The organism is Herbaspirillum sp., assembly GCF_017744395.1.
Lineage (GTDB): Bacteria > Pseudomonadota > Gammaproteobacteria > Burkholderiales > Burkholderiaceae_D > Herbaspirillum.
Map to the genome: position 1 here is coordinate 1,242,227 of NZ_JAGIBI010000001.1, position 24,756 is coordinate 1,266,982.

Consider the following 24,756-nt stretch of genomic DNA (forward strand, 5'->3'; position numbering starts at 1 on the left):
CAAAGAACCAAGGACGGGCCCGCAGAGGCCCGCTTCGCAGGACCATAACAAGCACCATGACATCGCGCGACATCGCAACACCGTTGTTTGCAACAGAGCAAGGAAGACCAATGAAACTCATCAGCTGGAACATCCAGTGGGCCCGCGGCATCGACGGCCGCGTGGACCCGGCGCGCATCGTGCGCGACGCGCGCGCCATGGGCGACTTCGACGTGCTGTGCCTGCAGGAAGTGGGCGCCAATTACCCGGCACCCGGCCTGGCCGGCAGCGCCGGCGAAAACCAGTTCGAACAATTCGCGCAACTACTACCGGACTTCACCCCGGTGCCCATCGCCGGCGTCGACGTGATCGCCCCCGACGGCACGCGCCGCTGCTTCGGCAACATGGTGCTGTCGCGCTATCCGGTGCAGCGCGTGCTGCGCCACCAGTTGCCGTGGCCGGTCGACCCGAACGTGATCAGCATGCCGCGCACGCTGCTGGAGGTGACGCTGGACACGCCGCTGGGCCCGGTGCGGGTGATGAATACCCACCTCGAATATTATTCCGCGCTGCAGCGCCGCGCACAGGTGGAAGCCATCCGTCGCTGCCACGAGGAAACCTGCGGCCGCGCCGCCGGCGAGATGGCGGCCGACCGCCGCGGTTCGCCCTATCACGCGTTCCCGCACGCCACCAGGACGATCCTTGTCGGCGACTTCAATTTCCGTCCGGAAGACCCGTTGCACGCCCGCCTGCAGGAGCCGTTCGCCGGCCGCGGCGGCAATGCGTCGCAGCATGTGCCGCGCCTGGTCGATGCCTGGCAGCACCTGCACGGGAACCAAGCGCATCCGATCAATGTCGGTCAATATGACCGTGAACAATGGCCCGAAGCATTCACCTGCGACTTCATTTTCGCCAGCGAAGACCTGCTGCCGCATGTGCATGCCTTCGAAGTCGACGGCCATACGCAGTCTTCCGACCATCAGCCGCAATTGCTGGTGCTGCGATGAGGCCGCTGGAACAGATGCCGCACGCGCGGGTCGCTACCATCTTCACCGATATCGACGATACGCTGACCACCGGCGGAAAATTGAGCGCCGAGGCCTATGAAGCCCTGGAGGCTTTGCAGCAGGCGGGATTGCGGGTCATCCCGGTGACCGGGCGCCCGGCCGGATGGTGCGACCAGATCGCACGCTTATGGCCGGTCGATGGCATCATCGGAGAAAACGGAGCGCTCTACATGTGGCACGATACCCAAACCGGCAAACTGCAGACCCGCCACCTGCTCGATGAAGCCAGCCGCGCCGGCAACGCCGCGCGCCTGGCGGGAGTGTGCGAACGCATCCTGCGCGAAGTGCCCGGATGCGCGGTGGCGTCCGACCAGTTCTGCCGCCAGTACGACCTGGCGATCGATTTCTGCGAGGACGTGCCGCCGCTGCCGCGCGATGCGGTCGACCGCATCGTCCGGATCATGGAGGAATCGGGCATGACCGCGAAGATCAGTTCCATCCACGTCAACGGCTGGTTCGGCGACTACGACAAGCTGAGCATGGCGCGCCTGATGATGCGCGAACGCTATGGCGTGGACCTGGCCGACGAGGCCGAACGCAGCCGCTGCGTGTTCGCCGGCGACTCGCCCAACGACGCGCCGATGTTCGCCTACTTCCCGTTGTCGGTAGGCGTGGCCAACGTGCTCGAATTCGCCGACCGCCTGGCGCACGCGCCGCACTTCATCACCCGCCAGCCTTGCGGCGCGGGCTTTGCGGAACTGACCCGGCACCTGCTGGCGCGGCCATGACTACCCTGCTGCACCTGATGTCGGCGCTGGCCCTGCTGGTATGGGGCACGCACATCGTGCGCACGGACGTGCTGCGGGTCTATGGCGCGCAGCTGCGCCGCATCCTCTCCACCAGCATCACCCGCCGCTGGATGGCCTTCGCCGCCGGCCTGGGCGTGACCAGCCTGGTCCAGAGCAGCAACGCCACCGCCGTCATCGTGTGTTCCTTCGTGGCGCAGGGCCTGGTGGGTCTCACGCCCGCGCTGGCCATCATGCTGGGCGCCGACGTCGGCACCGCGCTGATGACCGGTGTGCTCAGCTTCGACCTCTCGTGGGTGTCGCCTCTACTGATCTTCGGCGGCGTGCTGGTCTACCTGTCGCGCCGCCACACTTCCATCGGCCGCCTCGGCCGCGCCGTGATCGGGCTGGGCCTGATCCTGCTGGCGCTGGAACTGATCGGCGCGGCCACGCGGCCGATGATGCACACGGCCGGCATCAAGGTGCTGTTCTCCACGCTGACCGGCGACGTGCTGCTGGATGCGCTGATCGGCGCGCTGTTCGCCATGCTGACCTACTCCAGCCTGGCGGCGGTGCTGCTGGCGGCGACCCTGGCCACCTCCGGCATCATCTCGCTGAAGGTGGCGCTGTGCCTGGTGATCGGCGCCAATCTCGGCAGCGGCGTCACCGCCCTGCTGTCGGCCGCCAGCCAGAACGTGGCCGGGCGCCGCGTGGCGCTGGGCAGCATGCTGTTCCGCCTGTCGGGCGCCATCGTGGTGCTGCCCTTCATCAACCAGCTCGAACTGGTGATCGCCCAGTTCAGCCACGACCTGCGCTTCGGCGTGGTGGCCTTCCACGTGCTCTACAACAGCGTGCGCTGCGGCCTGCTGCTGCCGCTGGTGGAACCAATGGCGCAACTGTGCGTGCGCCTGCTGCCCGAGAACCCGCTGGACGACGACGCCATCCACTCGCGCCACCTCGACCCGGGCGCCATCGACACCCCCACGCTGGCGCTGGCCAACGCCTCGCGCGAGGTGCTGCGCATCGGCGACCTGATCGAGAAGATGCTGCATTGCCTTTTGCCGGTCATCCGTGAAAACGATACCATCCGCGCCCAGCAAATCCGCCGGATCGACGACGACGTCGACAAGCTCTATACCGAGGTGAAGATGTACCTGGCGCGCGTCTCGCGCGAAGAGCTCTCGGCGCGCGAAGTGCGGCGCTGGACCGACGTCATCACGCTGACCATCAACCTGGAACAGGCCGGCGACATCATCGTGCGCATCGTCAAGGGACTGGAGAATAAGAAGATCGCGCCGCAACGCACCTTCTCCGAGGCCGGCATGCAAGAGGTCTGCGAGATGCACGCGCGCCTGCTGGCCAGCCTGCAGCTCGGCCTGTCGGTGTTCCTCGAAGGCGACCTGCGCAGCGCCCGGAAGCTGCTGGCGGAAAAGGAATCCTTCCGCGACCTCGAACGCGCCTACGCCAAGACCCACCTGATCCGCCTGGCCGGCCAGACCCAGGAAAGCATCGAAACCAGTTCGCTGCACCTGGACCTGATCAGCGACATGAAGCGCATGCATTCGCTGTTCTGCTCGACCGCCTATTCGGTGCTGGACGAAGCCGGGATGCTGCGCCACAGCCGGATGGAAACCGTCCATGAAGATGAAGAGCGGCGCCGCATGATGGAGCGGCAGGAAGGCGATTACTCGCAACCGCCCTGAGAAGGGAACCCGCAAACGACAAGGCCGGCTTCCAAACCGGCCTTTTTCATGCGCGCACGCCATGCGGCGCGCTCAATGCCCGCCGAAGATCTCCGAGATCGAGGTGCGCACCACCTTCTTGGTGCCGATGTCGAAATGCACGTTGAACAGCCGGTCCTCGTGCACATAGCGGTACTTCCAGTCCCACACCTCTTCGTTCTTGCGGGCGAACTGCACCACGCTGCGCGGCCGGCCCAGCATGCGCCGCACCTCGTCGCTGGACATGCCGGGGCGGATGGTGTCGAAGTTCTCCTGGGTCAGGACCTGCTTGTAGTCGATCAGCGTGCCGGAGGCGCCGATGGCGAACATCCAGGTACGGATGCCTTGCGGCCCCTTGGGATATTCCAGGGTGCGGGCGCCGTTGCCGTCGTCCCAGACGGTGTCGGGCTGGCCCATCACGCCGCGCACGTCGGCTTCGGTGGAGATGCCCTTTTGCAGCTTGTCCAGGCCGAACTCCTCGATCGGATTGCCGTTGCGGTCGCAACCGAACATTGCCACGGCGGCAACAAAAGCGCCCACGGTGGCGACGCAACGGCGGGCAAATTCAAAAACTCGCATACTCATTCCTTGCTCATCCTTTTGATTATCCCTGATCAAGACAAGGTAAAATAAAGCCTCTGTGTTTCATTTTGCTTGAAAATATCATGCTCTTCGGAAAAAAAACCGCCTACGTATCTGAAATCACCCAGTTCATCGACGAACTGAAGCAGAAGAATCCGAAGCTGGAAGAGTCGCAGCGCGCCGGCCGCGCCCTGCTGTGGGACAAGGAACCCATCGACCTGGACAAGGTCGCCCGCGACAAGGCTTCGCGCGTGGACCAGCAACCCTACGTCTACCAATCGCACTGATTCAGGCAGCATGACGGCAAACGCAGGCGGCGGCGATCCGTCCGGCAACGCCGGCGAACAGCAGCGCAACGCCGACGCCCTGGAAATCACTCCCGCAGGACAACCCGACACCACGCCCGATGTGATCGACGGCGTGGCGTTGGCGCGCCTGTACGGCGAACCGCTGTTCCAGCTGCCCAATGACCTGTACATCCCGCCGGATGCGCTGGAAGTCTTCCTGGAAGCCTTCCAGGGGCCGCTGGACCTGTTGCTGTACCTGATCCGCAAGCAGAACTTCAACATCCTTGACATCCCGCTGGCCCAGGTCACCGCCCAGTACCTGGAATACGTCGACCAGATCCGCAAGCAGAACCTGGAGCTGGCCGCCGAATACCTGCTGATGGCCGCCATGCTGATCGAGATCAAGTCGCGCATGCTGCTGCCGGCCAAGAAGGCCGATACCGGCGAGGAGCCGGAAGACCCGCGCGCCGAGCTGGTGCGGCGCCTGTTGGAATACGAACAGATCAAGCTGGCCGCGCAGGAGCTAGACGCGCTGCCGCAGGTCGGCCGCGACTACGTGCGCACCCAGGTCTACATCGAGCAGACCGTGGTCACGCGCTGGCCTGAAGTCGACATGGACGACCTCAAGGCGGTCTGGGCCGACATCCTCAAGCGCGCCAAGCTGACCGCGCACCACCACATCAGCCGCGAGGAACTGTCGGTGCGCGAGCACATGACGGGCATCCTGCGCCGGCTGCAGTCGGCGCGTTTCGTCGAGTTCTCCGACCTGTTCGATCCCTCGCGCGGGGTGCCGGTGGTGGTGGTGAACTTCATCGCCCTGCTGGAGCTGGCCAAGGAAACCCTGATCGAAATCACCCAGGCCGAAGCCTTCGCCCCCATCTATGTCAGACTGTCGTACTCGCCGAGCTGAGCCGGCGGCGACGCCAGGCCGGCCGCCCTTCACCCGAGATACCGCATGAAAATCATTTCCTCCATCGAAGAACTCCGCGACCACCTGCGCGGCCAGCTGCGCACCGCCTTCGTCGCCACCATGGGCAACCTGCACGAGGGGCACCTGTCGCTGATGCGCCTGGCGCGCACCCACGGCGACCCGGTGGTGGCCTCGATCTTCGTCAACCGCCTGCAGTTCGGCCCCAACGAAGACTTCGACAAATACCCGCGCACCTTCCAGGCCGACGTCGAGAAGCTGGAGAAGGAAGGCGTCTACGTACTGTTCGCGCCAACCGAGAAGGATATGTACCCCGAGCCGCAGGAATACCGCGTGCAGCCGCCCAACGACCTGGGCAACATCCTGGAGGGCGAATTCCGCCCCGGCTTCTTCACCGGCGTCTCGACCGTGGTGATGAAGCTGTTCTCCTGTGTGCAGCCGCGCGTGGCGGTGTTCGGCAAGAAGGATTACCAGCAGCTGATGATCGTGCGCAACATGGCGCGCCAGTTCGCGCTGCCCACCGAAATCATCGGCGCCGAGACCTACCGCGCCGAAGACGGCCTGGCCCTGTCTTCGCGCAACGGCTACCTGTCGGCCGAAGAACGCGCCGAAGCGCCGCTGCTGTACAAGGTGCTCAACGATGTCGCCAATGAAGTGCGCGGCGGCCAGCTCAATACCTCGGAAGTCGAGAAGAAGGCCATGTCCGTCCTGGCCGAACGCGGCTGGAATCCCGACTACGTCGCCGTGCGCAAGCGCATCGACCTGCAGCCGCCCTCGGCCGGCGACATGGCGCAAGGCGCGCCGCTGGTGGTGCTGGCCGCCGCCAAGCTGGGTTCCACGCGCCTGATCGACAATCTGGAAATCTGAACATGGGCAGCGGCGCGCCGGCGGCCTGTGCCGCCGCCCTGCTCCTGATGGCGCCATCGCTGCATGCCGAGGTCACCGTCAAGGACGACCTCGGTCATCCGGTCACGCTGGCGCAGCCCGCCCGGCGCATCGTCAGCCTGGCGCCGCACATCACCGAACTGCTGTACGCGGCCGGCGCCGGCGACAAGCTGGTCGGCGCCACCAGCTTCAGCGACTATCCCGCCGCCGCCCGCGCGCTCCCGTCTGTGGGCGGCTTCGCCCTGCTCGACCTGGAGCGCCTGCTGGCCCTCAAACCAGACCTGGTGGTCGCCTGGCCGGGCGGCAACAAGCCCTCGCAACTGGCGCGCTTGCGCGAGTTCGGCATCCCCGTCTATGAAAGCCAGCCGGAAGATTTCGGCATGATCGCCGATGCGCTGGAAAAACTGGCGCGCCTGGCCGGCAGCGACAGCATCGGCAATGCCGCCGCCAGCGATTTCCGCGCGCGCTGGCAGGCGCTGCAAACCCGCTATCGCGGCCGCGCCGAAGTCAGCGTGTTCTACCAGATCTGGAGCCAGCCGCTGATGACGCTCAACGGCCGCCACATGGTGTCTTCGGTACTGAAGCTGTGCGGGGGCCGCAACATCTTCGCCGGCCTGCAGCAGTTGGCGCCCACCGTCGATGCCGAGACCGTCATCGCGGCCGATCCGCAAGTCATCCTCAGCCCCAGCGACGTCAGCGGCCAGCCGCTGGACCGCTGGCACCAGTACGGGCGCATGCAGGCGGTGCGCAACCGGCACCTCTACACGGTCAACGCCGATTGGCTCAACCGCCCCGGGCCGCGGGTGCTGGATGCGGCGGAGCAGGTGTGCGGATTGCTGGACAACGCGCGCGCAAAATAAGGGCGGGCCTCTCAACCCGCAAACATGGGAACAAACAGCCTGCGCCCATCCACCGTGACTTCCCGCAAACGGCAAGCGAAGGCATGTTCCAGGTAATCCAGCCGCAAGACCTCATCGCACGGGCCGGCCCGATAACCGTCCCCGGACAGGATCAGCACATGGGTAGCGAAGCCGGAGGCCAGGTTGATGTCGTGGCAGCTCGCCACCACCGCCTTGGCCTGCGACAGCGCGAGTCGGCGCAGCAAGGCCATGATGGATTGCTGTGCCGGAATGTCCTGGTGCGAAGTCGGCTCGTCCAGCAGGCATAGCGGCGGATCCTGTACCAGCAGGGTCGCCAGCGCCACACGCTGGCGCTCGCCGCCGGACAGGCGGGTAATGTCGTCATGCAGGTGGCCCGCCATGCCGGCCTGCTCCAGCGCCTGCAGGGTGCGCGCCTGGAGCTCGCCGTCATCGGCCCGCAGGAAGCCGGCGCCATAGGGGAAGCGGCCGCTGGCCACCGTTTCCATCACCGAACTGGAAAAGGCATCGAACTGGTGCTGCGTCAGCAAGCCCCGCAAACGCGCCAGCGCCGCCGGCGCGTATTCTCGGTGCGGCCGCAGGTCATTGCCGCCGCCGATTTCCAGCAGCCCGTCATCCGGCGCGCGCAACCCGGCCAGCGTATGCAGCAAGGTGCTCTTGCCGATGCCGTTGCGGCCGAGGATGCACCAGAACTCGCCAGCACGGATATCCAGGTCCAGGCGACCCAGCAACGCACGGTCGCCGGCCTTGAGCGCCAGGCCGCGAATGCGCAGCAACGCTTGGGGAAAAGCGCTCATGCCCGGCTCCGCGCCAACAACCACAAGAACACCGGCACCCCGACCAGCGCCGTGATGACCCCCACCGGCAACTGCGCCGGCGCGGCCACGGTGCGCGCCGCCAGGTCGGCCAGCGCCAGCGCCGCGCCGCCGCCCAGCACCGAAGCCGGCAACAGCAGGCGCTGGTCGTTGCCGACCAGCAGGCGCAAGGTATGCGGCACCACCAGGCCGACGAAGCCGATGGTGCCGGCCATGGCGACCGCCGCCGCCGTGGCCGCCGATGCCGCGCACAGCGTCATCACGCGCAGGCGCAGGACCGGCACCCCCAGCAATTGGGCGAAACTGTCGCCGCGCGCCAGCAGGTTCAGCGCCGGCGCATGGCGCACCGCCCACAGCAGCGCCAGCAGCAGCACGCCCGCGGCCAATGGCAACAGGCGCGCGTCATCGAGGTCGCCGATCAGCCAGAACACCATGCCGCGCAACTGCGAATCGGGCGCGATCGACAAGGAAAGGGAAATGACGGCGCCGAAACCCGCGGCCAGCATCACGCCGGTCAGCAGCAGGCGCTGGCTCGACAGCAGCGGCGACAAGGCCAGGTGCCGCAGCGACTGGCGCACCAGCCCGAACAGCAGCAGCACCGCCAGCGCCGCCCCCAGCAAGGCGCCGGGCGCGGTGACCAGATGCGGCGACAAGCCGAAGTACAACGCCGCCAGCATGGACAGCAAGGCGCCGGCCGCCGCCCCGCCCGACAAGCCCAACACATAGGGATCGGCCAGAGGATTGCGCAGCAGCACCTGCATCAGCGCGCCGGCCAGTGCCAGCAAGGCGCCTACGGCGAACGCCGTCAGCGCGCGCGGCACGCGCAAGGACAGCATCAGGGAAACGGTATCGGCCGATGCCGATGGACGCAGGCAACCGCTGCTGCCGCACAATGCGGCCGCCGCCAGTGCGAACACGGACAGCAGCAGCAAGGCGGACAACAGCCAGAAGTAACGTCGCATCGGTATAGCGGCCAGGGGTCAGGAAAGCATCGTCAGAAATCGTAGCGGGCGGTGAATTTTACCGCCCGGCCGTTTTCCGGGTAGATGCCGCCCTGGCAGGCAAAGGCTTGCGAGAAATAATTGCGATCGGTCAGGTTGGTGCCGGTCAGGGCGAACTCCCATGCATTCACGCGCACGGCATAGCGAGCATCCAATGTCGTGTAAGACGGCATGCGTGCCGCGCAGGTGTTGGCGAAGTCGGAACCATAGCGCTGGCTATCGACCCAGCGCACCCCGGCGTCGGCACTCTGGTTGCCCGATTTCCAGTTGACCCGGGCGGAAAACATATTCTTCGGCACCAGAGCCAGTTCCTTGCCGTTGTTGACGCCCTCGGTGAACTTGGCCTCGACATGCTGGTAGGTCGCGCTGGCGGTGACGGTGTCAGTCACACGTACCTTGCCCTCCAATTCAATCCCCTGGTGCTTGGTGGGATCGAGGTTGGTGTTGGCGCCAAAGAAACCAACTGTCGGATCGTAGTAAATCTCGTCTCGCACGCGGTGGCGGAACCACTTGGCCGTCAACTGGCGATCGGCCGAGCCCCAGGTCGCTCCGAATTCCAGGTCATGCGAGACCTGGGGCTTGAGGATCTGGCCGGTCGGCAAGCCGTTGGCATTGTTTTCATCGACAGTCGCCAGGCGGTAACTCTGTCCGGTCTTGACGAAGATACGCAGCGACGGCACCAGCGCATAGCTGGCTTGCAGGTCCCAGGCATTGACGCCGGTGCTCATGCCATAACCCGCGGATGTGCTGCTTTGCGTGAAGATCTCGCGGCGCACACCGGCGGCGATGCGGGCGTTCTTGGCGAATTCGACTTCATCGCGCAGGTAGAAGGCCTTGGAGCGCTGGCTGGCGTCGGAGCTGCTAGGGAAGCCGGCAAAGGACGAATTGCCATTCAAGTTCCATTCCGACAGATCGACCCCGGCGATCAACTCGTTCTTTACCCCGCCGCTCTCCAGCACATGGCGAATGCGCGGCGAGAATTGGGTATTACGTACATTGGTGTTGGATTGGAAAGTGCTCGATACAAAGTTTGCGCGCGCCACCTTTTCCCGATGCGACAATTCAGCCGCAACGTCGAAAGCACCGAAGCGGCGTTCCAGGAAGGCCGTGATGCTGTTGTTGTCATACGAACCATAGTCGAACGGTGTTTTGGTCTGACGCGGATTGGCATTGAACTGCGCCAGCGAAAGCGCGCCGGCCAAGCCATAATCGGCTTGCGCGATATTGGCGCGCAAGCCGAAGCGCCAGTCGCTGGCGAACCATTGCACCGTGGTGCTGAAATTTTCCTGGTTGGAGTGGGTATTATCGCGCCAGCCGTCGCTACGCGCCTTGGCGTAGCTGGCATCAATCGACATGTTCTCCCAACCGCGCGAAACAAAGGCGCGGCCAGCACGCTGGCCGTCGGTGCCGACTTCGCCGACGATGGAACCGTAACCGGCATTGGCCTGCGGGCGCTTGGTGATGATCTGGATAGTGCCGCCGGTAGCGCCGCTGCCGTACAGCACGCTACTGCCGCCGCGCACGATTTCGATGCGCTCGACGGTCTCGATGGGAATCGAGGACAGCAGCGGCGTGGTCAATTCATTTTCCGAAATGCGCACACCATCCACCAGCACCACCATGTTCTGGTCGCCATTGGTGCCGAAGCCCCGCAAATCCAGCGGGAAGTCATTCGGGCCGGCTAAACTCTGGCGACCATAGACGCCGCCCAGCTTGCGGATCGCCTCGTTGGCGTTGTCGATGCCGGCCTCACGGATCTGCTCGGCGGTAATCACGGTAGCAGCGACCGGCGGAAACGCCGGATCATTCGGAAAACGCGAGGCCGAAACCACCACCGGCGCCAGGGTGCCGTTGGCGGCGGCATTACCGCTGGTCTGGGCCTGCGCCGGGGTGTAGCTCCATGCTGCCAACGCGGACAAAGTGAGCGAAACGGCGGCGCGCAGGGCGGCCGGCTTGCCGGCCTTGCGGCGCGGCTGGAATTGGGATTGCTTCATTGTGGGTATAAAAATGTGAGTTCTCCGGCCTGCCTCCCCGCAAGCCGGATTCCACGGAAACCGTTAAGTCCCCTCCTGTCTTGGCCGGTATCCGGGCTTCAGGCGGCACCATCGGCCTTCCCATGCCGCGGCTTGCGCCGAAAGCACAGTGGCTTGGAGATGGATGGCCGGCCTCCTGACTGGATGCGAAAGCATCCGGGGGCCGGCGCCTGATTACCGTTGCGGGGGCAGCACACGTTACTTTTTGACAATGCGGATGCGGCATCCGGCATGCGCCAGTTCGTGTTTCCCGTTTAACTGCGGGCGCGGACGCGCCTGCGGGCACCAAAACCGCGCAATTGTAAGCGCGACGAAGGCAACGCAACAAGGCCGGCGTGGCGTCTGAGGCACATCAAGGAAATGCGTCCCAAAGATTGCTTTTCGGAAAAAGCTCGCTAAAATTTGCCGCGGCGTCGCAAAAGAATGGAAAATCGCCACAAGCGGGGTCGGATCGAGGGGATCCGGGCCACGGGGAAATGGGAACAAATGGGGGGATTTCACTCGCTATTTGGCCGATGGCTCGGCCGATACGCGCCCTATACTCAGCCAACCGGTAACTTGGGCCGGTCTGGCGCCAGCCGGAACCGCCCGATCGCTGTCGCGGCCTGACGGCCTTCAGACTCCGACCACTTGTGCCGATAAGCATTGGATACCCCTGCCACCCGGGCCAGGCGTTTCAAGCGTCAAACGCAGCTTCAAGAGACGCCCGTTGGGCCTGCCGGAACGGGCAACATGGAAGTGCACCAAATTTGTAGGGAGAACCTGAGATCATGAGCGACGACGTTGATTTGGAAGCATTGTTTGACGAGATTTCCGCGCAGACGCTGCCGGCGATGACCGCCGAAGCGGCGCCTGCCGCCGCCGCGCAGCCGGCCGTCGCCGAAGACCAGTCGGACAAGCCGATGTACGAACGCCTGGGCGGCATCGTGCGCCTGCTGCACGATTCGATGCGCGAACTGGGCTACGACCGCTCCCTGACCGACGTCGCCGCCCAGATCGGCGATGCGCAAGGCCGCCTGGAACACGTCGCCACCCTGACCGAGCAGGCCGCCAACAAGGTGCTCAACGCGCTGGATTCGGGCATGCCCGCCCAGGATCGCCTGCAAGAGCACGCCAAGGACATCAACGAGCGCTGGGCCAGGCTGTATGCCGGCCAGATGAGCATCGACGAATTCAAGCAATTGGCCGGCGACTCGCAGAAATTCTCCAGCGCGGTGCTGGAATCGACCGAAGCGGAAAAGGCCCGCATGCTGGAAATCATGATGGCCCAGGACTTCCAGGACATCACCGGCCAGCTGATCAAGAAGATCGTCGGCATCACCGCCGTCGCCGAACGCGAACTGGCGCAACTGCTGCGCGACAACGCGCCGCCGGAAGTGCGCGCGCAGATCGAAGCGGAAAAGCCGGTTTCCCTGCTCAACGGCCCTGCCGCTCCCGGCACCGCCATGGGCCAGAATGACGTGGACGACTTACTCGATAGCCTGGGGTTCTAATGGATGACGAAATGCTCAAGGATTTTGTCGTGGAAGCGTTGGAGCTGGCCTCCAACGTGGAAGAGCATCTGCTGACGCTCGAACGGCATCCTGACGATCTGGAAATCCTCAATGCGGTGTTCCGCGCGTTCCATACCATCAAGGGCGGCGCCGGCTTCGTCAACCTGCCGGCCATGGTATCGGCCTGCCACCTGACGGAAAACCTGTTCGACGCGCTGCGCACCGGCAAGGCGCCGGTCACGCCGCTGGCGATCGAAGCCGCGCTGCAAGCCAGCGGTTTCGTGGCCGACCAGTTGAACGAACTCTCCAACGGCGCCGCGCCCGACAGCCTGGCCTCGATGCCGCCGACCCTGGAAGGCATCCTGACCCAGGCCATCGAAGGCAAGAGCGGCACCCCCGCCGCGGCGGCAGCTCCAGCGGCAGCGCCTGCATCCGCACCGGCGGCTCCCGCGGGCCAAGCCGCGCCCAACGGCGCCAGCGTCATGAAGGACGGCCAGCTGGATTGGGAATCGATGTACCAGGCCGTGACCGGCGCCTCGGCCGGTACGCCGGCCACCGGCGTCAGCGCGCCTGTTGCCGCCGCGGTGGAAGCCGCGCCCGCCCCGGCTGCCGCCTCCGCGGCAGAAGCCGGCGGCGACGCCAAGCCGGCCGCCGGCGCCCCGCAGCATAACCGCCGCGCCTCGGACAGCGCCAAGGAAGAAAGCATCCGTATCGACGCCGGCAAGCTCGACGCCCTGCTGGAAGTGGCCGGCGAATCGGTGCAAGCCGCCAACCAGGCCGCCGTGCTGCTGGAAAAGCTGCAGCAATTCAAGTTCGAAGGCACCGCCGCGGCGCTGATGTCGACGCTGGCCGAAACGCTGGGCCGCGCCTCGCGCTATTCCAGCGAACTGCAGCGCGCCACGCTGTCGACCCGCATGCAGCCGGTCGGCCGCCTGTTCCAGAAATTCCCGCGCCTGGTGCGCGAACTGGCCAAGGATCTCGGCAAGGATGTCGACCTGGTCATCACCGGCGCCGAAACCGAAGTCGACCGCGTGGTGGTGGACAGCCTCTACGACCCGCTGGTGCACATGCTGCGCAACTCGCTGGACCACGGCATCGAAGTCGACCGCGCCGCCGCCGGCAAACCGAACAAGGCCACCATCTCGCTGCACGCATGGCAGGCCGGCAGCAGCGTCATGATCGAAGTGTTCGACGACGGCAAGGGCATGGATCCCGAGATGCTGCGCAACAAGGCGCTGGCCAAGGGCCTGATCACCGAGCACCAGGCGCTGACCGCCGATGAGGCGCTGCAACTGGTGTTCCTGCCCGGCTTCTCGACCAAGGAAGTGGCTTCCAGCGTGTCCGGCCGCGGCGTCGGCATGGACGTGGTCAAGACCGCGGTGGAAAAGCACCGCGGCACCATCCGCATCGACTCGACCATCGGCAAGGGCACCAAGTTCTCGATCCGCCTGCCGATCGAACTGTCGATCATCCCGACCATGCTGGTGCGCTGCGCCGGCGCGCCGCTGGCGCTGCCGATGGCGGTGGTGGAACGCGTGGTCGAACTGCCGGAAACCTTCGACGAAGTCGGCGGCGCGCCGGTGCTGCGCGACCAGGGCCGCCCGCTGCCGGTGCATTCGCTGGCCGGGGTCCTGGGCTACGAACCGGGCAACGAACGCGTGGGCGTGGTGATGGCGGTGCCGCATCCCTACATCCTCGGCGTGCAATCGGTGGAAGGCACGGCCGACCTGGTGATCAAGCCGCTCACGGCGATCCATACCAACGGCATCACCGGCACGGCCCGTTCGGCCGAAGGCGAACTGGTGCTGGTAGTGGGCCTGTCCTTCCTGCTGGACGGCTGCAACGACACCGAACGTTCGGCGGTGGCGCAAGTCTGACGGCGCAAGCGCAAAACGTCCGAGTCAAAAAAACGGCCGGGTCTGCTCAGACCCGGCCGTTTTTCATTGTGCTGCCTGTCACATGCCGTCGAACAAGTCACCCTGGCGATAAATCTTCCTGGCGCTCTTGGCAGGCTGCGGCGCTGCCTTTGCGACAAGCTCATCGAAAGCCGCAGCCGATGAAACAGGCTGGGCCGCCGGCTGCGCCGCTTTGGCCTGCTGCCGCTTGCGCGCCGGCTTCGGTTTGCGGGGCGATGCCTGCGCCTTCTTGTTAGCGGGCGGCTCCGCAGCGCCGATATCCGGCGTTTGCGGCTGGCTCGCATCCGCCTCCTTCGCCTCCGGCTTCAAAGCCTGTGCCACAGAATCGGGAATGGCTTCCTTCGGAGAAACCTGCTCGTCCGCTTCGCTGTGCCGTCCGGATGAAACCGGATCTGCTGGCGGCGTCGCCGGCGCCGGAGGCGACGCATAGCGTTCCGACAGCGCCTCATACAACGGCGGCGCGAAAAAGCGCGAGACGCGGCTGGCCAGCAAGGCGGTCGCCATCAGGGAGATCACCAGCGCATGGCCGTCGATCATTTCCATCACGATCACGAAAGCGGTAATCGGCGACTGCGTCACCGCCGCCAGGTATCCCACCATGGCCAGGGCGATCAGCACCGGCAGCGAGATGTCTCCGAACAGCATGTGCAGCAGGTTGCCGAAACCGGCGCCGATGGACAGCGACGGCGCGAAAATGCCGCCCGGGATGCCCGGCAGGTAGGAGCCCACCATCGACGCCATCTTGGCCAGCGGGTAGATGCCCTCCAGCTCCTGCTGCCCGGTAAGCAAGCCTTTGGCCTCGACATAGCCGCTGCCGAAGGTGGCGCCGCCGGCAGCCACGCCGATGGCCGCCACCAGCAGGCCGCACAGCGCGCCGAACAGCACCGGGCGCCCGGTGCGCAGCCGCAGCAGCGGCGCCGGGATCCACTTCGGCATATTCAGCAGCAGCCAGCAGAAGCAACCGCCGGCCCCGCCCATCAGCAAGCCGCACAGGATCACCGCCACGATCACCTCGCGCGCGCTGTCGGCGCTGGCGGCGATGGTGCCGAAATACGTATAGTTGCCAGTCAGGCCCAGGGCCACCACGCCGGCGAAGACGATGGCGGTGATGACCACACCGCTGGCGCGCTGCTCGAAACTGCGCGAGAGTTCCTCGATGGCGAACACGATCCCCGCCAGCGGAGTATTGAAGGCGGCCGCCAGGCCGGCGGCGGCGCCGGCCAGGACCAGGCGCTTTTCCAGGATAACGCTGGGACGCGGGTAAAAGCGCCGCATGTTGTACATCAGCGCCGCGCCCACCTGTACCGTCGGGCCTTCGCGGCCGATGGTGAAGCCGGAGCAGATGCCCAGGAAGGAAAGGCCGATCTTGCCCAGCACGATGCGCACGGTCAGCAGCTTTTGCGCCAGTTTGGAAGTGTGCTCGCCCTGCTCGGCCAGGGACGCGATCACCTGCGGGATGCCGCTACCCTCCGAGCCGGGGAAATACCGGCGCGTGAGCCAGACGCACAGCGCCCCCATGGCCGGCGTGAGCAGCAGCGGCAGCCAGTGGTGCCGGCTTTGCATGCCCTGGAACAGCCCGAAGCCGAAATCGATCAGGCGCGCATACAGCACCGCCACCAGGCCGGCGATGACCGCGCCCGTCCACAAGATCCCGTATTGCAGCCACAGGCGGCGCAAATGGCGCTGCGGCTGCGATGCCGCGGCCCATACTTTCCTCATTGCTGGATTTCCCTTATAGCTCGTACATGTCCTTCTCGCCGTCCATCACCTGCGCCACCAGCTTGCGGTTCAGCGTAGGCGCCAGCAATTCGATGAAGGTGTAGACATAGCCGCGCAGGTAAGCCCCCTGCTTCAGGGCCACGCGCGAGACGTTGGTGCCGAACAGGTGGCCGGCCGGGATCGAGCGCAGGCCGCGGTCGCGGTCGGCGTCGAAGGCGATGCCGGCGATGATGCCCACCCCCATGCCCAGCTCGACATAGGTCTTGATGACGTCGGCATCGATGGCTTCCAGCACCACGTCGGGCTTGAGGTGGCGCAGCGAGAACGCATGGTCGATCTTGCTGCGGCCGCTGAAGGCCGAGTCGTAGGTGATCAGCGGGTAGGCCGCGATCTCTTCCAGCGTCAGGCTCTTGGATTGCAGCAGCGGATGCTCGGGCGGCACCACCACCACGTGCTCCCACTGGTAGCACGGCAGCGACACCAGGCCCTCGCCCGAGGCCAGCGCCTCGGTGGCGATGGCGATGTCGGCCTGGTCGTTGCGGACCATTTCGGTGATCTGCTTGGGATTGCCCTGCAGCAACGACAGGTGCACCTTGGGATATTTCTGGGTAAAGGCCTGCACCACCTTGGGCAGCGCATAGCGTGCCTGGGTGTGGGTGGTGGCGATGGTGAAGCTGCCGCTGTCGTGGGCGGCGAATTCCTTGCCGATGCGCTTCAAGCCGTCCACTTCCTGCATGATCAGCTCCACCGAGCGCAGCACCGCCCGGCCGGGTTCGGTCAGGCCGCGGATACGCTTGCCATGGCGGGTGAAGATGTCGACCCCCAGCTCCTCCTCGAGTTCGATGATGGCCTTGGAAACGCCAGGCTGCGAGGTATACAGGGCCTTGGCCGCTTCGGTCAGGTTGAAATTCTGGCGCACCGCTTCGCGCACGAAACGGAATTGATGAAGATTCATGGAAAGCCCTCGCTGACTACCCGGCGGCCTTGGCCGCTTATTTGCCGGGCGGCGCGCTCATGCGCTCAGCCGCCTCATTTGCATATGCCAAAGGCGTATATAAGCAAATAAATACTATGTAGTTTGGTTTGAAACATAAGTTTATTACGATTCGCAGACTAATGGGCGAGGTGTTATGACTGTTTCTTATGTAGTGAGCGGATTTGCTGTGGGACTGCTGGTCGGCCTGACCGGGGTCGGCGGTGGCTCGCTCATGACGCCGCTCCTGACCCTGCTGTTCGGCATCCACCCTAGCGTGGCGGTCGGCACCGACCTGGCGTTCGCCTCGGCCACCAAGAGCGCCGGCACCCTGGCCCACCGCAGCAAGGGCACGGTGCGCTGGGACATCGTGCGCCGCCTGTCCTACGGCGCCCTACCCGCCGCGCTGGCGGCCACGCTGCTGCTGAAGCATTTCGGCGCCGTCAGCGATGGCATCAGCCTGCTCATCCGCTATTCGATCGCCATCTCGGTGCTGCTCACCGTGAGCGCGCTGTTGCTCAAAAGCAAATTGCAAGTGTGGCTCAATGCCCACCCCGAGCGCCAGCTGCAGGGAACCGCCTTGCGCAATGCCACCATCCTCGCCGGCGCCGTGCTCGGCACGCTGGTGACGATTTCCTCGATCGGCGCCGGCGCGGTCGGCGCCACCCTGCTGGTGCTGCTGTATCCGCGCCTGTCGCCGGCGGAAGTCGCTGGCACCGACATCGCCTATGCGGTGCCGCTGACCGCCATTGCCGCCTTCGGCCACTGGTGGCTGGGTTCGATCAACTGGGAACTGCTGGCGACCCTGCTGCTGGGTTCGCTGCCGGGCATCACACTCGGCTCGCTCGCGGCGCGGGCGGTGCCGGAAAAGATATTGCGTGGCCTGCTGGCGATTACGCTGACGAGCGTCGCCGTGAAGCTGATTTGGTAGGCCGGTTTTTCAATGCGGGGCGGAGCCGGACGTGAAGGCCCAGCCTCATTAAGACGTTAACAGGGACTTATACAAGATGTACCGCTATGACCAATACGATCACCAGATCGTCAAAGAGCGAGTTGCACAATATCGAGACCAGGTGCGCCGCCGCCTGTCGGACGAGCTGATCGAGGACGAGTTCCGTATCCTGCGCCTGCAGAACGGCCTCTACCTGCAGCGCCATGCCTACATGCTGCGCATCGCCATTCCCTACGGCATGCTGGCGTCCCGCCAACTGCGCAAGTTCGCCGAAATCGCCGTCAAGTACGACCGCGGCTTCGGCCACTTCACCACCCGCCAGAACATCCAGTTCAACTGGATCAAGCTGGAAGAATCGCCCGACATCCTGGCCGAACTGGCCAGCGTCGAGATGCACGCCATCCAGACTTCCGGCAACTGCATCCGCAACACCACCTCGGACGAGCTGGCCGGCGTGGCCGCCGACGAGATCGTCGATCCGCGCCCCTATGCCGAGCTGATCCGCGAGTGGAGTACCTTCCACCCCGAGTTCGCCTACCTGCCGCGTAAGTTCAAGATCGCCATCAGCGGCGCCAAGGAAGACCGCGCCGCCACCGCCGTGCATGACATCGGCCTGCACGTGGTCAAGAACGAGGCCGGTGAAGTCGGTTTCCGCGTGCTGGTCGGCGGCGGCATGGGCCGCACCCCGATCCTGGGCAGCGTGATCCGGGAGTTCCTGCCCTGGCAGCACGCGATGTCCTACCTGGAAGCCATCCTGCGCGTGTACAACCAGTACGGCCGCCGCGACAACATCTACAAGGCCCGCATCAAGATCCTGGTCAAGGCCATCGGCCCCGAGGAATTCGCACGCCAGGTCGAAGAGGAATGGGCGCAGATCAAGGACGGCCCCTCCACCCTGACCGAGGAAGAACTGCAGCGCGTGGCGCAATACTTCGTGCCGCCCGCCTATGAAACCCTGCCGGCCGTGGATGCCGAATTCGAACGCCTGAAGGCGGAAGACCGCGGCTTCGCCAACTGGCTCAAGCGCAACGTCAAGGCGCACAAGGTGCCCGGCTACGCGGCCGTGATCCTGTCGCTGAAGAAGCCGGGCGTGCCGCCGGGCGACATCACCGCCGACCAGATGAATTTCGCCGCCGACCTGGCCGACCAGTACAGCTTCGGCGAACTGCGCGTGACGCACGAGCAGAACCTGGTGCTGGCCGACGTCAAGCAGTCCGATCTGTACACGCTGTGGAAGCTGGCCAAGTCGCACAATCTGGCCACGCCCAACATCGGCCTGCTGACCGACATCATCTGCTGCCCCGGCGGCGACTTCTGCTCGCTGGCCAACGCCAAGTCGATTCCGATCGCGCAAGCCATCGCCGAGAAGTTCGAAGACATCGACTACCAGCACGACATCGGCGAAATCGAACTGAACATCTCGGGCTGCATCAACGCCTGCGGCCACCACCATGTCGGCAACATCGGCATCCTGGGCGTGGACAAGGACGGTTCCGAGTGGTACCAGGTCTCGCTGGGCGGCGCGCAAGGCAATGAATCGTCGATCGGCAAGATCATCGGCCCCTCGTTCTCGGCGCAGCAGATGCCCACCGTGATCGACCGCCTGCTGCAGGTGTACGTCAAGCAGCGCAACGAAGAAGAACTCTTCATCGATACCGTGCGCCGCATCGGCATCACGCCGTTCAAGGAATTCGTTTATGCAACGCCGATCTCGACATCGGCGGACTATGTCGCTGGAGAAGACGCCAATGCCTGAAATCATCAAAAACAAGACCGTCGTTGCCGACGACTGGAGCATCCTGCGCCTGGCTGAAGGCGAGACTGCGGAAACCGTGGCCGTCCCGGAAGGAAAAGTCATCGTCCCGCTGAAAACCTGGCAGGCCCAGCGCGAGTCGCTCAAGTCCCGCCCCGAACTGGGCGTATGGCTGGCCAGCGACGAGCGTCCGGAAGAGCTCAAGGGCGAACTGGACCACTTCAAGGTGGTGGCGGTGGACTTCCCCAAGTTCGCCGACGGCCGCGGCTACTCGATCGCCTACAACCTGCGCGCGCGCCTGGGCTACACCGGCGAGCTGCGCGCGGTCGGCGACGTGCTGCGCGACCAGCTGTTCTACATGCAGCGCGTGGGCTTCGACGCCTTCGCGGTGCGCGCCGACAAGAACATCCACGACGCCGTCAAGGGCCTGACCGACTTCTCCGAGAAGTACCAGACCTCGTGGGACGAGAAGAACCCGCTGTTCCGCCGCGTCAAGCGCGAGGCTGTGCAGACCGCGGACTGAAGCAAACCGCCGGCGGCCCGGGCCGCCGGCAGCAATGAAGAAAGCAACATCATGTCGAATCAGGCTTTGCAGGATCTCATCGCAAAAACCCAGGCGACGCTGGAACGCATCGCGGCCGAACACGCCCCCGCCGCACTGGCTTCGAGCCTGGCGGCCGAAGACATGGTGCTGACCGACCTGATCCTGCGCGGCAAGCTGCAGGACAAGATCGGCATCTTTACACTGGAAACCGGCCGCCTGCACCAGGAAACCCTGGGCATGCTGGACCGCATCCGCGCTACCTACGGCTACGAAGTCACGCCCTATCGCCCGCAGCCCGAGGCGGTCGAGGCCTATGTGAAGAACCACGGCCTGAACGCCTTCTACGACAGCGTCGAGCTGCGCAAGGAATGCTGCCGCATCCGCAAGATGGAGCCGCTCAACCGCGCCCTGCAAGGCAAGGCCTCGTGGGTCACCGGCCAGCGCCGCGCGCAGTCGGTCACCCGCGCCGAACTGCATGTGCAAGAGCGTGACGAGGCGCACGGCATGGAGAAATTCAACCCGCTGGCCGACTGGTCAGAGCAGGATGTGTGGGACTACATCCGCGCCAACGACGTGCCTTACAACCCGCTGCACGACCAGGGCTACCCGTCGATCGGCTGCGAGCCGTGCACCCGCGCCATCCAGCCCGGCGAGGATATCCGCGCCGGCCGCTGGTGGTGGGAAAACCCGGACTCCAAGGAATGCGGCCTGCACGTGGTGGACGGCAAGCTGGTGCGCATCAAGTCGCACTCGCCGGCCTGAACCGGCCCCCGGCGCGCACACAAGACAACCAAGCAACACGACAATAAGTATCGGAAGATCGGAAGGCCCGGCATGAACACTGCGGTAGACAAACTCTTTTTGGACAACGCCAGCAACCGCCACCTGGACTGGCTGGAATCGGAAGCGATCCACATCATGCGCGAGGTCGCGGCCGAGTGCAGCAACCCTGCCCTGCTGTTCTCCGGCGGCAAGGACTCGGTGGTGCTGCTGCGCATCGCCGAAAAGGCATTCCGCCCCGGCAAGTTCCCCTTCCCGCTGGTGCACATCGACACCGGCCACAACTTCCCGGAAGTGATCGAATTCCGCGACCGCCGCGCCGCCGAACTGGGCGAGCGCCTGGTGGTGCGTTCGGTGGAAGACTCGATCAAGCGCGGCACCGTGCGCCTGCGCAACCCGCAGACCGACTCGCGCAACGCCGCGCAGGCGGTGACGCTGCTGGAGACGATCGAGGAATTCAAGTTCGACGCCTGTATCGGCGGCGCCCGGCGCGACGAGGAAAAGGCCCGCGCCAAGGAACGCATCTTCTCCTTCCGCGACGAGTTCGGCCAATGGAACCCCAAGGCCCAGCGCCCCGAACTGTGGGACCTGTATAACACCCGCGTGCATCCGGGCGAGAACATGCGCGTGTTCCCGATCTCCAACTGGACCGAGCTGGACGTGTGGCAATACATCGCCCGCGAGAAACTGGCGCTGCCGCCGATCTACTTCGCCCATGAGCGCGAAGTGATCCCGCGCAACGGCCTGCTGGTGCCGCTGACCGACCTGACCCCGGCGCGCGAAGGCGAGACCGTGGAAAAGCAGGTCGTGCGCTTCCGCACCGTGGGCGACATCTCCTGCACCTGCCCGGTGGCGTCCGATGCCGCAACGGTGGAAGCCATCATCGCCGAAACGGCGGTGACCCAGATTACCGAGCGCGGCGCCACCCGCATGGACGACCAGACGTCCGAAGCCTCGATGGAAAAACGCAAGAAGGAAGGATATTTCTGATGAACGCCGCAGCCACACAAGAACAATTGAGCAATGCCGCCAACGCGCAGCCGCATGAGCGCGGCCTGCTGCGCTTCATCACCGCCGGTTCCGTGGACGACGGCAAGAGCACGCTGATCGGCCGCCTGCTGTTCGACAGCAAGGGCATCTTCGCCGACCAGCTGGACGCCATCTCGCGCGCCAAGCACAAGCGCACCGTGGGCGACACGGTCGACCTGTCGCTGCTGACCGACGGACTGGAAGCCGAGCGCGAGCAAGGCATCACCATCGACGTGGCCTACCGCTACTTCGCCACGCCCAAGCGCAAGTTCATCATCGCCGACACCCCCGGCCACGAGCAATACACCCGCAACATGGTCACCGGCGCCTCGACCGCCGACGCCGTGATCATCCTGGTGGACGTGTCCAAGGTGAAGCTGGGCGACGATGGCAGCGTGGAACTGCTGACCCAGACCAAGCGCCACTCGACCATCGCCCACCTGCTGCAGATCGAGCACGTGATCGTGGCGGTCAACAAGATGGACCTGGTGGACTACGACCAGACCGTCTACAACCGCATCGTCGGCGCCTACCAGCAATTCGCGCAACAGTTGGGCCTGAAGGACGTGCACGCGATCCCGCTGTCGGCCCTGGCCGGCGACAACGTGGTGACCGCCAGCGACAGGATGCCGTGGTACCAGGGCCCGACGCTGATCGAACTGTTGGAATCGCTGTCGGTGTACGAAGACGCGCACGAAGAGCCGTTCCGTTTCCCGGTGCAGCTGGTGGCGCGCCACAACGGCCACGAAGCCAACGACTTTCGCGGCTACATGGGCCGCATCGAAGCCGGCCGCGTCGCCAAGGGCGACAAGCTGGTGGTGCTGCCCGGCGGCCAGAGCGCCACCGTCAAGGACATCCAGACGCTGGACGGCTCGCTGGAATCGGCCGCGGCCGGCCAGTCGGTCACCATCCTGCTGGACGAATACCTGGACATCTCGCGCGGCGACCTGCTGGCCGCGGCCGGCCAGGCGCCGGTGGCGCTGAAGACGGTCAATGCCGACGTCTGCTGGCTGTCGGAAGACCCGCTGGACCTGCGCCGCAAGTACTGGCTCAAGCACACCACCAAGCAAGTGGCGGCGCGCGTGGCCAAAGTCGACACCCTGCTCGACATCAACACCCAGGAACGCCGCCCGGCCGACACGCTCAAGCTCAACGACATCGCCCGCGTGACGGTGAACGTGCAGCAGCCCATCGCCGCCGACGGCTATGAAGCGATCCGCGCCACCGGCGCCTTCATCCTGATCGACGAAGTGACGCACCAGACGGTGGCCGCTGGTATGATTCGGATCGACTGAGTTTCCACCGATCCGATTCAATTACCGCAGGCCATGGCCACCGATCCGGCAGCATCCGCACTCCCCTCCGACTCCCCTCCCCCCAGCCCGACACACCCGGGCCGGGTGTGGCTGATCGGCTCCGGCCCCGGCGCGGCCGACCTGCTGACGGTGCGCGGCGCGCGCCTGCTGGCGCAAGCCGACGTGGTGCTGCACGACGCGCTGGTGACCGAGGAAATTCTTGAGTTGTGCCCGCAGGCCGTGAAGATTTCGGTCGGCAAGCGCAGCGGCCAGCGCTCCACCGCCCAGGTGGAGATCAACGAGAAGCTGGTGGCGGCGGCGCAGCAGTACCGCCGAGTGGTGCGCCTCAAAGGCGGCGACCCCATGCTGTTCGGCCGCGCCGACGAGGAAATGCGGGCGCTGGAAGCGCATGGCATCTCCTACGAAATCGTCCCCGGCATCACTGCCGCCCTGGCGGCGGCGGCCTCGGCCAAGCGCCCGCTGACCCGGCGCGGCATCGCCCGCAGCGTGTCGTTGTTCACCTCCAGCACCGCCCCCGACCAGCCCAATGAAGTGATCATGCCCAACGGCGATACGCTGGTGCAGTACATGGGCGGACGCGAAGCGACCGCCACGGCGCGCAGGCTGCTTGAGCTGGGCTATGCGCCGGAGACTCCGGTGGTGGTCGTGGAAAACTGCAGTCGTCCGGACGAGCACATCTACAACCTGCAATTGGCCGGACTGGAAGCCGGGTTGCAGGCTTGCAGCGGGCCGGTGCTGGTGATGATCGGACCGGCGCTGGCCGATCGCGACTGACCCGGTTTGGCGTAACTCGCATCGCCCCCGCATCCTCCGCACTTGCTCGACCGGCGGCAATGATTGCTATCATCCCGGTTTTACCATTCAAGGTTCAGCCGCCATGCACCTGCTGCACGACACCAACGCTCCCGCCACCGATCCCATCGATTTCGATGCCTTCCTCAAGGTCGACATCCGCATCGGCACCATCGTCTCGGCCGAAGCTTTTCCCGAAGCGCGCAAGCCTGCCTACAAGCTGAAGATCGATTTCGGTCCTGGTGTCGGCGTGCGCCAGAGCAGTGCGCAGATCACGGCGCATTATCGGTTGGAAGATTTGGTGGGGCGACAGATTGCGGCGGTGGTCAATTTTCCGCCGCGCCAGATTGGCAAGTTCATGTCGGAAGTGCTGACGCTGGGGTTTCCCGATGATGCTGGTGAAGTTGTGCTGTTCAGGCCTGACCAGATCGTGCCTAACGGTGCTCGGCTGTTCTAAGTCTTGGAGTAGTCTGGTCTTGCTGCGTGCAGATGTACTGGCTTTAGGTTTTTCTTTCTCCGGTCGGAGGTGAGCGCCGGGGGCGGCCCGGCAGCCGCTCACTTTCTTTGGCCCGCCAAAGAAAGTAAGCA

At 65.1% G+C, this 24,756-nt stretch carries 23 protein-coding genes and 1 riboswitch; of the genes, 17 read left to right on the forward strand and 6 right to left on the reverse strand.

The annotated features are described in order from the left end of the window. Window positions 1-110 precede the first annotated feature (110 nt). From J7548_RS05695 to J7548_RS05705, 3 genes are read left to right on the forward strand one after another with little or no spacing between them, the layout of a single operon-like run. Window positions 111-986, forward strand: coding sequence for an endonuclease/exonuclease/phosphatase family protein (locus J7548_RS05695; RefSeq protein WP_290971478.1), 876 nt, complete (start codon window positions 111-113; stop codon window positions 984-986). Then, window positions 983-1,774 (forward strand): HAD-IIB family hydrolase, encoded by a 792-nt coding sequence (locus J7548_RS05700; protein ID WP_290971480.1) that lies wholly within the window; start codon window positions 983-985, stop codon window positions 1,772-1,774. Before J7548_RS05695 ends, J7548_RS05700 begins: the two co-directional genes overlap by 4 nt. Further along, a complete protein-coding gene (locus tag J7548_RS05705) occupies window positions 1,771-3,474 on the forward strand; it encodes a Na/Pi cotransporter family protein (protein WP_290971482.1) in 1,704 nt (567 codons plus the stop codon). The genes J7548_RS05700 and J7548_RS05705 overlap by 4 nt, the downstream gene beginning before the upstream one ends. A gap of 72 nt (window positions 3,475-3,546) precedes the next feature. Here J7548_RS05705 and bamE read toward each other — a convergent pair whose 3' ends face one another. Beyond that, on the reverse strand, window positions 3,547-4,071 hold the full coding sequence (gene bamE, locus J7548_RS05710) for an outer membrane protein assembly factor BamE (RefSeq protein WP_290971483.1): 525 nt from the start codon (window positions 4,069-4,071) through the stop codon (window positions 3,547-3,549). Between the two features lie 86 nt (window positions 4,072-4,157). Between bamE and J7548_RS05715 the strand changes: the two genes are divergently transcribed. From J7548_RS05715 to J7548_RS05730, 4 genes are read left to right on the forward strand one after another with little or no spacing between them, the layout of a single operon-like run. Continuing rightward, the gene (locus tag J7548_RS05715) at window positions 4,158-4,361 is read left to right on the forward strand and encodes a DUF3460 family protein (RefSeq protein WP_290971485.1); all 204 of its coding nucleotides are present in this window, start codon (window positions 4,158-4,160) and stop codon (window positions 4,359-4,361) included. A 10-nt stretch (window positions 4,362-4,371) separates the two neighbouring features. Further along, on the forward strand, window positions 4,372-5,271 hold the full coding sequence (locus J7548_RS05720) for a ScpA family protein (RefSeq protein ID WP_290971486.1): 900 nt from the start codon (window positions 4,372-4,374) through the stop codon (window positions 5,269-5,271). A gap of 45 nt (window positions 5,272-5,316) precedes the next feature. Then, entirely contained in the window at window positions 5,317-6,156 is an 840-nt protein-coding gene (gene panC / locus J7548_RS05725; RefSeq protein ID WP_290971487.1) for a pantoate--beta-alanine ligase, read from the forward strand. Between the two features lie 2 nt (window positions 6,157-6,158). Continuing rightward, entirely contained in the window at window positions 6,159-7,034 is an 876-nt protein-coding gene (locus J7548_RS05730; RefSeq protein ID WP_290971489.1) for a cobalamin-binding protein, read from the forward strand. Window positions 7,035-7,045: 11 nt separating this feature from the next. Here J7548_RS05730 and J7548_RS05735 read toward each other — a convergent pair whose 3' ends face one another. From J7548_RS05735 to J7548_RS05745, 3 genes are read right to left on the reverse strand one after another with little or no spacing between them, the layout of a single operon-like run. Continuing rightward, window positions 7,046-7,849, reverse strand: a complete 804-nt coding sequence (locus J7548_RS05735; RefSeq protein WP_290971492.1) for an ABC transporter ATP-binding protein — start codon at window positions 7,847-7,849, stop codon at window positions 7,046-7,048. After that, entirely contained in the window at window positions 7,846-8,829 is a 984-nt protein-coding gene (locus J7548_RS05740; RefSeq protein ID WP_290971494.1) for an iron ABC transporter permease, read from the reverse strand. The genes J7548_RS05735 and J7548_RS05740 overlap by 4 nt, the downstream gene beginning before the upstream one ends. Before the next feature lie 32 nt (window positions 8,830-8,861). Beyond that, window positions 8,862-10,862 carry a TonB-dependent receptor gene (locus J7548_RS05745; protein WP_290971496.1) on the reverse strand — a complete coding sequence of 667 codons (2,001 nt, stop codon included), beginning with the start codon at window positions 10,860-10,862 and terminating at the stop codon, window positions 8,862-8,864. A 64-nt stretch (window positions 10,863-10,926) separates the two neighbouring features. Beyond that, a riboswitch (cobalamin riboswitch) is annotated at window positions 10,927-11,206 on the reverse strand. A 465-nt stretch (window positions 11,207-11,671) separates the two neighbouring features. Between J7548_RS05745 and J7548_RS05750 the strand changes: the two genes are divergently transcribed. Together J7548_RS05750 and J7548_RS05755 are read left to right on the forward strand one after the other, a co-directional pair. Beyond that, entirely contained in the window at window positions 11,672-12,394 is a 723-nt protein-coding gene (locus J7548_RS05750; RefSeq protein WP_290971498.1) for a protein phosphatase CheZ, read from the forward strand. Continuing rightward, the gene (locus J7548_RS05755; protein WP_290971500.1) at window positions 12,394-14,271 is read left to right on the forward strand and encodes a chemotaxis protein CheA; all 1,878 of its coding nucleotides are present in this window, start codon (window positions 12,394-12,396) and stop codon (window positions 14,269-14,271) included. The genes J7548_RS05750 and J7548_RS05755 overlap by 1 nt, the downstream gene beginning before the upstream one ends. A 78-nt stretch (window positions 14,272-14,349) precedes the next feature. Here J7548_RS05755 and J7548_RS05760 read toward each other — a convergent pair whose 3' ends face one another. After that, window positions 14,350-16,029, reverse strand: a complete 1,680-nt coding sequence (locus tag J7548_RS05760; RefSeq protein WP_290971501.1) for a chloride channel protein — start codon at window positions 16,027-16,029, stop codon at window positions 14,350-14,352. Window positions 16,030-16,042: 13 nt separating this feature from the next. Further along, window positions 16,043-16,984 carry a CysB family HTH-type transcriptional regulator gene (locus tag J7548_RS05765; protein WP_290971503.1) on the reverse strand — a complete coding sequence of 314 codons (942 nt, stop codon included), beginning with the start codon at window positions 16,982-16,984 and terminating at the stop codon, window positions 16,043-16,045. Window positions 16,985-17,159: 175 nt separating this feature from the next. Between J7548_RS05765 and J7548_RS05770 the strand changes: the two genes are divergently transcribed. The 8 genes from J7548_RS05770 to J7548_RS05805 all read left to right on the forward strand — a co-directional run bounded on the left by J7548_RS05770 (window position 17,160) and on the right by J7548_RS05805 (window position 24,625). Further along, window positions 17,160-17,933 (forward strand): sulfite exporter TauE/SafE family protein, encoded by a 774-nt coding sequence (locus J7548_RS05770; RefSeq protein WP_290971505.1) that lies wholly within the window; start codon window positions 17,160-17,162, stop codon window positions 17,931-17,933. A gap of 76 nt (window positions 17,934-18,009) precedes the next feature. Continuing rightward, on the forward strand, window positions 18,010-19,710 hold the full coding sequence (locus J7548_RS05775; protein ID WP_290971506.1) for a nitrite/sulfite reductase: 1,701 nt from the start codon (window positions 18,010-18,012) through the stop codon (window positions 19,708-19,710). Beyond that, window positions 19,703-20,230, forward strand: a complete 528-nt coding sequence (locus J7548_RS05780; protein WP_290971507.1) for a DUF934 domain-containing protein — start codon at window positions 19,703-19,705, stop codon at window positions 20,228-20,230. Before J7548_RS05775 ends, J7548_RS05780 begins: the two co-directional genes overlap by 8 nt. Window positions 20,231-20,281: 51 nt before the next feature. Next, window positions 20,282-21,013 (forward strand): phosphoadenylyl-sulfate reductase, encoded by a 732-nt coding sequence (locus tag J7548_RS05785; protein WP_290971510.1) that lies wholly within the window; start codon window positions 20,282-20,284, stop codon window positions 21,011-21,013. Between the two features lie 72 nt (window positions 21,014-21,085). Further along, window positions 21,086-22,021, forward strand: coding sequence for a sulfate adenylyltransferase subunit CysD (cysD, locus tag J7548_RS05790; RefSeq protein ID WP_290971512.1), 936 nt, complete (start codon window positions 21,086-21,088; stop codon window positions 22,019-22,021). Next, complete coding sequence (locus tag J7548_RS05795; RefSeq protein ID WP_290971514.1) at window positions 22,021-23,355, forward strand: GTP-binding protein; 1,335 nt, start codon at window positions 22,021-22,023, stop codon at window positions 23,353-23,355. Before cysD ends, J7548_RS05795 begins: the two co-directional genes overlap by 1 nt. 33 nt (window positions 23,356-23,388) lie before the next feature. Then, window positions 23,389-24,150: a uroporphyrinogen-III C-methyltransferase gene (gene cobA, locus J7548_RS05800; RefSeq protein WP_290971516.1), complete on the forward strand. Its 762-nt coding sequence runs from the start codon at window positions 23,389-23,391 to the stop codon at window positions 24,148-24,150. 103 nt (window positions 24,151-24,253) lie between these two features. Next, window positions 24,254-24,625, forward strand: a complete 372-nt coding sequence (locus J7548_RS05805) for a tRNA-binding protein (RefSeq protein ID WP_290971518.1) — start codon at window positions 24,254-24,256, stop codon at window positions 24,623-24,625. Window positions 24,626-24,756: the final 131 nt, after the last annotated feature.